Below are 1,738 nucleotides of genomic sequence, written 5' to 3'. Positions count from 1 at the left end.
CATCGGCCTACTTTCCCACGCACGAATACGCAGTATCATCGGCGATGGAGGGCTTAACTTCCGAGTTCGGAATGGGATCGGGTGTACCCCCTCCTCCATGGATGCCAGCACAAATTCTGGTCACCGTCCGGGAAGGCTGGCTATTTTGCGCCGCCACGTCGGCCGGGACCGAAAAGTGTAATCAAACAGGGTGGAAAGGAAGTGTAGGGAAGAAAACAAGGCGCACGGGCTATTAGTACTGGTCAGCTGAGCGCGTCGCCGCGCGTATACCTCCAGCCTATCAACCGGGTTGTCTACCCGGGCCCTTCAGCTCCGAAGAGAGGGAGACCTTATCTCGAGGCAGGCTTCCCGCTTAGATGCTTTCAGCGGTTATCCCTTCCGCACATAGCTACCCTGCTGTGCCACTGGCGTGACAACAGGACCACCAGGGGTGCGTCCATCCCGGTCCTCTCGTACTAGGGACAGGCCCTCTCAAGTCTCCTACGCCCACAGAAGATAGGGACCAAACTGTCTCACGACGTTTTAAACCCAGCTCGCGTACCACTTTAAACGGCGAACAGCCGTACCCTTGGGACCTGCTTCAGCCCCAGGATGTGATGAGCCGACATCGAGGTGCCAAACCGCGCCGTCGATATGAACTCTTGGGCGCGATCAGCCTGTTATCCCCGGCGTACCTTTTATCCAATGAGCGATGGCCCTTCCATGCGGAACCACCGGATCACTAACGCCGACTTTCGTCCCTGCTCGACATGTCTGTCTTGCAGTCAAGCTCCCTTATGCGTTTGCACTCGACGCCTGGTTTCCGATCAGGCTGAGGGAACCTTTGCGTGCCTCCGTTATTGTTTGGGAGGCGACCGCCCCAGTCAAACTACCCACCAGACACTGTCTCCACCCCGGATAACGGGTATGGATTAGAGCCTTAGACTTGCAAGGGTGGTATTTCAACGGTGGCTCCCCCCATACTGGCGTACAGGGTTCACAGCCTCCCACCTATCCTACACATGCAAGCCCAAAACCCAATGTCAAGCTATAGTAAAGGTGCACAGGGTCTTTCCGTCTTTCTGCGGGTACACGGCATTTTCACCGCGACTTCAATTTCACCGAGTCTCTGGCCGAGACAGTAGGGAGATCGTTACGCCATTCGTGCAGGTCGGAACTTACCCGACAAGGAATTTCGCTACCTTAGGACCGTTATAGTTACGGCCGCCGTTTACCGGGGCTTCGATTCAAAGCTTCGCTTGCGCTGACCTCTCCTCTTAACCTTCCGGCACCGGGCAGGCGTCAGTCCCTATACGTCGTCTTGCGACTTAGCAGAGACCTATGTTTTTAGTAAACAGTCGCCACCCTCATTTCTCTGCGGCTCCTCAGGGCTTAGAGAGAGAATCCTTAACCCTAAAGAGCACCCCTTCTTCCGAAGTTACGGGGTTATTTTGCCGAGTTCCTTGGCCAGAGTTCTCTCGAGCGCCTTGGGTTATTCACCCCACCCACCTGTGTTGGTTTCCGGTACGGTTTGCACGAGCTAAACTTAGGAGCTTTTCTAGGCAGTAGAGGCTCAACGGCTTCAGACCTTGCGGTCACGGACTCGCGTCTCGGCCTTGAAGAGGGCGGATTTGCCTACCCTCAAGCCTACCTGCTTGCACCGGCTAAGCCAACAGCCGGCCCGCCTACCTTCCTGCGTCCCTCCATCGCACACTCGCGCAAGTACGGGAATATTAACCCGTTTCCCATCGGCTACAGC

General features: G+C 56.1%; 2 rRNA genes. Both read right to left on the bottom strand.

Annotated features, from left to right (window positions below):
- Nucleotides 1-109 (bottom strand): 5S ribosomal RNA (gene rrf, locus ACR4XJ_RS16075); the annotation flags it as partial.
- Between the two features lie 102 nt (nucleotides 110-211).
- Nucleotides 212-1,738 (bottom strand): 23S ribosomal RNA (locus ACR4XJ_RS16070); the annotation flags it as partial.

The sequence above is a fragment of the Nitratidesulfovibrio sp. D1 genome, from assembly GCF_051133415.1.
In the GTDB taxonomy this organism is placed as follows: Bacteria; Desulfobacterota; Desulfovibrionia; order Desulfovibrionales; family Desulfovibrionaceae; genus Cupidesulfovibrio.
Note: the sequence above shows the minus strand (reverse complement) of the source record. Positions and strands in the feature narration are given on the sequence as shown.